Here is an 8,409-nt window from a genome sequence, read left to right on the forward strand (position 1 = left end):
CCGGCGGCGCGCGAGGCATCGACGGCGCTGCCACCGACGGGGCGTTGGCAGCTGGTGGCGCGGCGGTGAGCGTGCTGGCCGAAGGGCTGGAATCGCGCGCCATGCGCCGCGAGAACCGCAACTCCATAGCGGAAGGCCGCCTGCTGCTGCTTTCGCCGTATGACCCCAACGCGGCCTTCAACGTAGGCAATGCCATGCAGCGCAACAAGCTCATTTACGCGTTGTCCGACGCGGCACTGGTGGTATGCAGCGATGCGGGCAAGGGCGGCACCTGGGCCGGGGCGCAGGAGCAACTGGACAAGCTGCGGCTGGTGCCGGTCTACGTACGTGCCACGGGGACCCGCCGCGAAGGGCTGGAGGCGTTGCGCGCCAAGGGAGCGCAGCCATGGCCGGAACCTGCCGACACCGCCGGGCTGACTGCACTGTTGCGCCAACCCATGACCATGCCGCACAGGGAACGGACGCTGTCGCTACTGGATGCCGCCGCCATGCAGCCCCTGGCGCCCGCTGCCGGAATAAAGGAATCGGCTCCCCCGGAAGGGGCCACCGCAGGGATGGGACGTACCGGTGCCGGGCTGCCCGATGCGCAGCCGTCCGCCACACAACCGCCGATTTCAGGGACACCTGATGTGCGCCCTCCCGGATCGCAGGGGGGTGGGCAGGCAGTATCGCCCATCTCCCCGGCGGATGAACTTCAGGCGCTGATCCGCCGGATGGCCCCGCAGCTGCTGGCCGTTCCCAAAAAGGAAGACGAGATCGCTGCGGAACTGGGCGTGGCCGCCGTACAGGCTCGGGCCTGGCTGACCTGGCTGGTGGCCGAGGGGCTGGCGGAAAAGGGCGGGCGCCCGGTGAAATACCGCCTTGCGTCCGCCGGACGCCGCTGACCAGGCCTGCCGGGCCTCTCTTGCGTCACCTTGGGGCGCGCCTCGCCTCCCCCTTGCCATGCTTTACCATCCGCCGCGCCCCGCGCGGTTGTCATTCCCCGGGCATTCTGCTATGCAGACCAATCCCGCGCATCAGGGCGGGAAAATTTGCGTCGGTTGGAGGAAACGTATGACAGCAACCCCCGAAAACATGGAAAACGCCGCTCTTGAAATGGATCTGAGTTTCGAGAGCGCCCTCGAGAATTACCTCAGCTCCGATTTCGGCGACCTTGAAGAAGGGTCGATCATCAAGGGTGAGGTGGTTCGCGTGGATGAGGACAGCGTCCTCATCGACGTGAACTTCAAGTCCGAAGGGCAGATTTCCGCTTCCGAGTTCAGGGACAGCACCGGCAAGGTCAACATCGCCGTGGGCGACAAGGTGGACGTCTTCGTCGTTCGCAAGAACGAGATGGAAGGCACCATCACCCTGTCCTTCGAGAAGGCCAAGCGCATGCAGCTCTTCGACAAGCTCGAAGAGATTCAGGAAAACAACGGGGTCATCACCGGCCGTATCGTGCGTCGCATCAAGGGTGGCTACACCGTCGATCTCGGCGGCGTCGAAGCCTTCCTGCCCGGCTCGCACGTGGACCTGCGCCCCGTCCCCGACATGGACGCGCTGGTCAACCAGGAATACGAATTCCGTGTTCTCAAGATCAACCGTCGGCGCAGCAACGTCATCGTTTCCCGCCGCGTCCTGCTTGAAGAGGAACGCGATTCCAAGCGTCAGGATCTGCTGCGCACTCTCGAAGAGAACCAGATCGTCACCGGCAAGGCCAAGAACATCACCGAATACGGCGTGTTCGTGGACCTTGGCGGGCTGGACGGCCTGCTGCACATCACCGACATGTCCTGGAAGCGCATCCGTCACCCGAAGGAACTGGTCACCCTTGGGCAGGAACTGCAACTGAAGGTGCTCTCCTTCGACCGCGACAACCAGAAGGTGTCGCTGGGCATGAAGCAGCTGGTGGCCGACCCCTGGCAGGACATCACCGCCAAGTACCCCGAAGGCGCAAAGCTTCAGGGCCGCGTGACCAACCTGGTGGACTACGGCGCGTTCGTCGAGCTGGAGCCCGGCGTGGAAGGCCTGGTCCACATTTCCGAAATGTCGTGGACCCGCAAGCTGCGTCATCCTTCGCAGATGGTGCGCGTGGGCGACGAAGTGGAAGTGGTCATCCTCGGCGTCGATCAGGACAAGAAGCGCATCTCCCTCGGCATGAAGCAGGTCAAGCCGAACCCGTGGGAAGTTGTGGCCGAAAAGTACCCTGAAGGCACCGTCCTTGAAGGCGTGATCAAGAACATCACCGAATTCGGCATGTTCATCGGCATCGAGGACGGCATCGACGGCCTGATCCACGTGTCCGACATCAGCTGGACCAAGAAGATCCGCCATCCCAACGAAGTGTTCAAGACCGGCGATGTGGTGCAGGCCAAGGTGCTGACCGTCGATCAGGAGAACGAAAAGTTCACCCTCGGCATCAAGCAGCTGACCGAAGACCCGTGGACCCATGTGCCCTCGCGCTACCCGGTTGGCGGGCTGATCGAAGGCACGGTGACCAACATCACCGACTTCGGCCTGTTCGTTGAAGTGGAAGAAGGCATCGAAGGCCTTGTCCACGTCTCCGAAATCAGCCAGAAGAAGATCAAGTCGCCCTCCGAGATGTTCAAGGAAGGCGTGGTCATCCAGGCCAAGGTCATCCACGTCTCTGCCGAAGAACGTCGCCTCGGGCTGTCCATCAAGCAACTCAAGGACGAGGAAGAACGTCGCAAGCCCAAGGAATTCCGCGCCGGTCCCGCCGATACGGGCGGCCAGAACCTTGGTGACCTGCTGAAGCAGAAGCTGGAAGAGGATGCTTCCGACAGCTAGACCCTCCTTCAGCCAGCGGCATCCGTTCATCTTCGGATTCCTGCTCATTCTGGCGGCCGTTGCCCTCTTCATGGGGGCTTCGGCCGCCTTGCGCCATTTGACCGGCGGCACGGGCCCGTTCGCGGGCCCGCGCGTCGGGGTGGTGCGGGTTGAAGGCATGATTGCCGACATTTCCAAGACCACCGCGTGGATGGATACGTTGCGCGACGATCCTTCTGTGCGCGGCGTGCTGCTGCGGGTGGATTCGCCCGGCGGCGGCGTTGCCGCCTCGCAGGAACTGCTGGACGCCGTGCGCCGCATGGCCCGCGTGAAGCCGGTGGTGGTGTCCATGGGCACTGTGGCTGCGTCCGGCGGGTACTACATCTCGCTGGGGGCCACGCGCGTCATCGCCAACCCCGCCACGCTCACCGGTTCCATCGGCGTGAAGATGGAACTGCCCAACGTGCAGGGCCTGATGGACAAGCTGGGCCTGGCCCGGCAGACGCTGGTTTCCGGCGACATGAAGGACGCGGGATCGCCGTTCCGGGCCATGACCCCGCAGGAGCGCGAGTATCTGCAAGCACTGGTCATGGACATGTACGACCAGTTCGTGACCGAGGTGGCCAACTCGCGCAACCTGCCGGTGGAAAAGGTGCGCGCCGTGGCCGATGGCCGTGCGCTGACCGGTAGGCAGGCCCACGAGTTAGGCCTGGTCGACGCTCTGGGCGGCATGGACGTGGCCATGACCGATTTGCAGCAGTTGTGCGGCATCGTCGAGCGGCCCGTGCTGGTGGAACAGCCCAAGCCTTCGTCGTGGCTGCGCGATGCGCTGGAGACGGTGCTGGACCTGCAACCTGCATCGCGGGTGGTGACGCCCGGCTTCCTTTACGTGTATTGAGTGATGCCCGGCATCCTCCGTACATGCAGCCCCTGCCGCCCACGCCGCAGGGGCTTCTGTTTTGGGGCAGCCCATCATGCACGGTTTGCGGGGCAAGGGAGGGGGCCATGGATTCAGGAACCGGGAGACCTTCCGTGATTGCGCACGACGTTGCATACCACCAGCCATTCACCTTCGAGTTGCCCCCCGCCTGCGCCGCCCGGCAGGAACGGCTGGGCCGCTGCCTGCGGCTGGAGTCAGCCTGCTTCGCCGCGTGGCCCGCACGGGAGGAAGAACGCCGGGGCAACCTGCTGCTCCGCGCGGCTGGCGGCTATTCCATGCGCATCAACAGCGGCGTGCCGCTGCTGCCTGCGGATGCTGGCGTGGCGTGGGACGAAGGCCACGTGCGTGACGCCGAGGCATGGTACGCCGCGCGGGGCCTGCCTCCGCAGTTCCGGCTGCCGGAGCCCTTGGAAGACGGCGGCGAGGCGACGGGTTGCGCTGAAGCAACCTCCGGGCGTGATGCCACGACGTCACCCCGATGCGGCGAGTTGCGCGGGCTCGACCCCGTGCTGGCAGCCATGGGTTACACCGCCACCGACCCCACGCTGGTGCAGGAACTGGATATGACACGGTGGGCCGCTAATGGGCATGCCACCCCCCATGCCCCCCCCCCGCTCCGGCGACCCCATCGCCGCGCCGCGCTGCTGCGTCATGGTGCCCCACCCGGCGTGGCTGGCGGCGGAAGGCGCAGTGCGTGGCCGCTCCGGCAGCACCACGGAAAATCCCGTGCTGCGCACCCTGCTGGCAACCCTGGGTGCCGCCGGGCAAACCTGGCTGCTGCACGTGGATGGTCGGCCCGCTGCATGCGGCCTTGGAGTGCGCACGGACGATGCCTACGGTATCTTCGCCGTTGTGGCGCGCCCCGACCTGCGGCGAAAGGGTCACGGGCGCGCACTGGTTGCCGCCATGCTGTCTGCCGCCAGGCATGCCGGCGCACGCAGCGCATGGTTGCAGGTGGGGCAAGGCAATGCGCCCGCCCGCGCGCTGTACGCGGGACTGGGGTTCGCCACAAGCTACGGGTACTGGTACCGCGTACGACGGTGATGCCTTCGCTGCTGTCTTGTCCGGGGCGGGGCGGCCCCCTGCATTTTCGTTGAGCTTCGCCTGTCTCTCCCTGGTGTTGTTTGTCCCTCCCTGATGCTGTCTGTCCCTGCCTGGTGTTGGCTGGCCTGTCCGGTTCCGCCCGGTTCTCTTTGCCTTCGCCCTGCCCCATCCGGCACCCATCCCCACCCCCCAACGCACGCCACGCCGCCCGTGTTTCCGCGCCTCGTGCCCCGTTCCCGAACCACCACATCTACACGCATGGCGCGCGCTTGCCGTTCATGCTAGCCTTGCAGCCGGGGTCGTCCATCATGCATGGCCCGGACACATCATTCCCCGCCGTATACGTTCCAAGGAGCACGCCATGACCCGACCGGTTCGCGCCAGCGGCATCCTGCTGCACATCACCTCGCTGCCCTCGGCCTTCGGCATCGGCGACATGGGACCGGCGGCGCACGCCTTCGCGCGGCTGCTGGCCGGGGCCGGGCAGACGGTGTGGCAGTTCCTGCCCCTTGCGCCCACCTCCACGTTCATCGGCAATTCGCCCTATTCCAGCCCCTCGGCCTTCGCGGGCAATACCCTGCTCATCAGCCCCGAACGGCTGGCCGAAGAAGGCTTTGTCTCATGGGCAGACGTGGACGCCGGGGCGGAACAGTTCCGCGAGGCGGCGCATGGATCGGGTGGATCGCACGGTTCGGGCGGCCCGGTCCGGTTCGAGGCCGTGGAGGCCCACCGCCGCGTGCTGTTGCGCGCCGCGTGGGAACGCAACCGCCACCAGTTGGCCATGGACACCGCCTACCTGCGCTTCTGCCGGGGCAACGCCCACTGGCTGGACGACTACGCCCGGTTCACGGTGCTGAAGGATCGCTTCGGCGGGGCGGCCTGGACCACCTGGGAAGAGCCCTTCGCCCGCCGCCACCCGGACGCCCTGGCACTGCTGGACGTACAGGAGGCCGCCGCGCTGGATCACGTGCGTTTCTGCCAGTACCTGTTCTTCCGCCAGTGGTACGACCTGCGGGCCGCCTGCACCGACCTTGGCGTGCGGCTGGTGGGCGACGTGCCCATCTACGTCACCCACGACAGCGCCGACGTGTGGGCCAACCCCGGCTATTTCCGACTGGACGCGGAGTTCGCCCCCACCCACGTGGCCGGGGTGCCGCCCGATTATTTCAGCGCCACGGGCCAGCGCTGGGGCAACCCGGTGTACGACTGGGACGCCCTGCGGCGCGACGGCTTTGCCTGGTGGGTGCGCCGCGTGGCGCACAACCTGCGCATGGCCGACATCGTGCGGCTGGACCACTTCCGGGGGTTTGCCGGGTACTGGGAAATTCCGGCGGCGGAAGAAACGGCCATCAATGGCCGCTGGGTGGATGCGCCGGGCATGGAACTGTTCGGCACGCTGGCCCGGCGGTTCACGGCGCTGCCGCTCATTGCCGAGGACCTGGGCGTGATCACCGCCGAGGTGCGCGAACTGAAGGCGACCTTCGCCCTGCCGGGCATGAAGGTGTTGCAGTTCGGCTTTGGCGGGGACCCCGCCGACAACCCCGATGTTCCCTTCAGGCACGACGTGCGCAGCGTGGTCTACACCGGCACCCACGACAACGCGCCCACGCGGGCATGGTTTGAAGCGGCACCGGCGCACGAACGGGCGCGGGTGGAAGAATACGTGGGCCACGCCATTGCCCCGCACGAGGCCCCCGGCGTGCTGCTGCGCCTGGCCATGGGCAGCGTGGCCGAACTGGCCGTAGCCCCGGTGCAGGACGTGCTGGGCCTGGGGGCGGAAGCGCGCATGAACACACCGTCTGTGGCGGCAGGCAACTGGGCCTGGCGGATGACGCCGGACCAGATGGACCCCGGACTGTACGCGGAACTGGGGCGGCTGACGCGCCTCTTCGGCAGGTAGCGCGAGTCGCAATAGTAGGTGCTGCCGAGGCCAAAGGCTATTCGCTTGTCCAAGATGCAAACTTGGTGCTGGACCGGCAAGAAAAGCCTTGATAGGCTGCTACCGCGCTTAAAACAACAGCTTAACATTGCATGTTGATACATATTACATCACAACAACATGGAAATATTGCTCTAGTAATTTAAGAACTGTTGTTCTTTCGAAATGAAGCGACCATGTCGCTCCATACTAAGATAGTGCGGAAGTTACAACACGTCATTCGCCGCAAACAAGAAAACCAACAGGAACACTAACAGTAACATTGACAAAAAATACCATAAATAGAGTTGCGACTGCTGAGATGCACGCAAGTCGTACAACATGAGCAAGGTTTGCTGAAATGCGGTGTTCGCAGCAACAACCCTATGCAATCTCCGCAATTGCAAATCGTGCGATGCGAAGGGTTTGTGGAACGCCTAGCAGGATACGAGAACCGCACCCGAAATGGGTGGGTGACGCGACGGAAAAAATACTCTGACCTACAGCTTTTGGCTTCCGTCGCATGGGCCGGCACTTGTATCACAGTAAATTTTGTCGCAAGGAGCTTATATCAGTACAAGAGGCGGGTGGGCTTCCCTGAAGCCGCTACGAAATGTTGCCCCGGCATGCAAGAGATGCCAAAATCTCCTTGAATGACGGCTAGGCTTGCACGCTGGAGAGGTTCAGACCGGAAGACTGAAGAACGCCAAGCGGAACTCTGCCCAGCGGCAACTTGGTGACAGTAGGCACATTTATTGTGACATTCCTGCAATTGGCCCTCGACAGCCATAGCCGCAAGTCGTCGACAGGCTTTACACCAAAAAATTTCCGGCTACGACAGTGCACATACCCAACGAACCCGTGCAATCCTTTTTAGCCAAGCACAACACGCCGAGTGGCGCAGCACTACGAATAGCCGGGCACACCATCATGCCGTACTTTATGACTCTTTCGAGAACCAGCCGAAAGAGAACAATGAAGGACCTCGGGCAGCCCTATCAGCACCTCTCCGGGCACGCCAGTGCCAGGCGAGCACTATATTTGCCCTCCCCTGCCCCAGTTCATTTCGAATTGATACTGTCCGTCTTAAGAAACACAGACCTGCGTGTCTAGCGATGAGTAATAAATGGGACTAATCAGGATACTTCTCGCTTTAGCTGTTGTCGGAACCCACTGCAACTCCCACCCACTCCTTAAATTTGTTGGCGGCCTTGTTGCAGTCCAGGCGTTCTTTGTTATTTCTGGTTTTTATATGGCCATGATCATAGACACATATGATTCAGCGAAAACATTCTGGATCAGCAGATATATGCGTCTATACCCCACATATATCGTATGCGCTATGTTGACTTTATTTTTATTACACGGCGTTCAGAATTACCTTGCCCAGATCACAACACTGCCGAACCTAGCCACTATCTTCATCGCCTTTACAAATACAACGATCCTTTTCCAAGACATCACCATGTTTCTCGGCATCGACAACAACGCACTATCGTTTTTTAAATATTTCGGCGACAGCTCCCCGCCTCTTTATGCATTTCTTTTAATTCCGCAGGGGTGGACTCTCGGCCTCGAGATTTCTTTCTACATACTTGCACCTTACATTTTAAAGGTTCTTCGACGTTTGATGTGGAATTCATGAAGCCACCACGACCTGAATCGGGGCCGCGATCAGGTAGACCATGGTGATGAAGTTCTCCACATTTCGGTATCCTCGGGCTCTGGCTCTCGCCGCTTG

Annotated in this window: 6 protein-coding genes and 1 pseudogene; all 7 read left to right on the forward strand. The window is 62.7% G+C overall.

What is annotated here, in order from left to right; genetic code table 11:
- Positions 1–884: DNA-processing protein DprA (locus tag FVW20_RS02080; protein WP_196608086.1), on the forward strand; the 884-nt coding region annotated here is incomplete at its 5' end.
- A gap of 169 nt (positions 885–1,053) precedes the next feature.
- The gene (locus tag FVW20_RS02085; protein ID WP_196608087.1) at positions 1,054–2,787 is read left to right on the forward strand and encodes a 30S ribosomal protein S1; all 1,734 of its coding nucleotides are present in this window, start codon (positions 1,054–1,056) and stop codon (positions 2,785–2,787) included.
- Positions 2,771–3,664: a signal peptide peptidase SppA gene (gene sppA, locus FVW20_RS02090; RefSeq protein WP_196608088.1), complete on the forward strand. Its 894-nt coding sequence runs from the start codon at positions 2,771–2,773 to the stop codon at positions 3,662–3,664. The genes FVW20_RS02085 and sppA overlap by 17 nt, the downstream gene beginning before the upstream one ends.
- 107 nt (positions 3,665–3,771) lie before the next feature.
- Positions 3,772–4,059 (forward strand): annotated as a pseudogene (locus FVW20_RS20185) (GNAT family N-acetyltransferase); the annotation flags it as partial.
- 229 nt (positions 4,060–4,288) lie between these two features.
- On the forward strand, positions 4,289–4,750 hold the full coding sequence (locus FVW20_RS19560) for a GNAT family N-acetyltransferase (RefSeq protein ID WP_231038787.1): 462 nt from the start codon (positions 4,289–4,291) through the stop codon (positions 4,748–4,750).
- 361 nt (positions 4,751–5,111) lie between these two features.
- Positions 5,112–6,650: a 4-alpha-glucanotransferase gene (gene malQ, locus FVW20_RS02100; protein WP_196608089.1), complete on the forward strand. Its 1,539-nt coding sequence runs from the start codon at positions 5,112–5,114 to the stop codon at positions 6,648–6,650.
- Between the two features lie 1,144 nt (positions 6,651–7,794).
- The gene (locus FVW20_RS02105; RefSeq protein WP_196608090.1) at positions 7,795–8,313 is read left to right on the forward strand and encodes an acyltransferase family protein; all 519 of its coding nucleotides are present in this window, start codon (positions 7,795–7,797) and stop codon (positions 8,311–8,313) included.
- Positions 8,314–8,409: the final 96 nt, after the last annotated feature.

This window comes from Nitratidesulfovibrio oxamicus (genome assembly GCF_015731765.1).
Lineage (GTDB): Bacteria > Desulfobacterota > Desulfovibrionia > Desulfovibrionales > Desulfovibrionaceae > Cupidesulfovibrio > Cupidesulfovibrio oxamicus.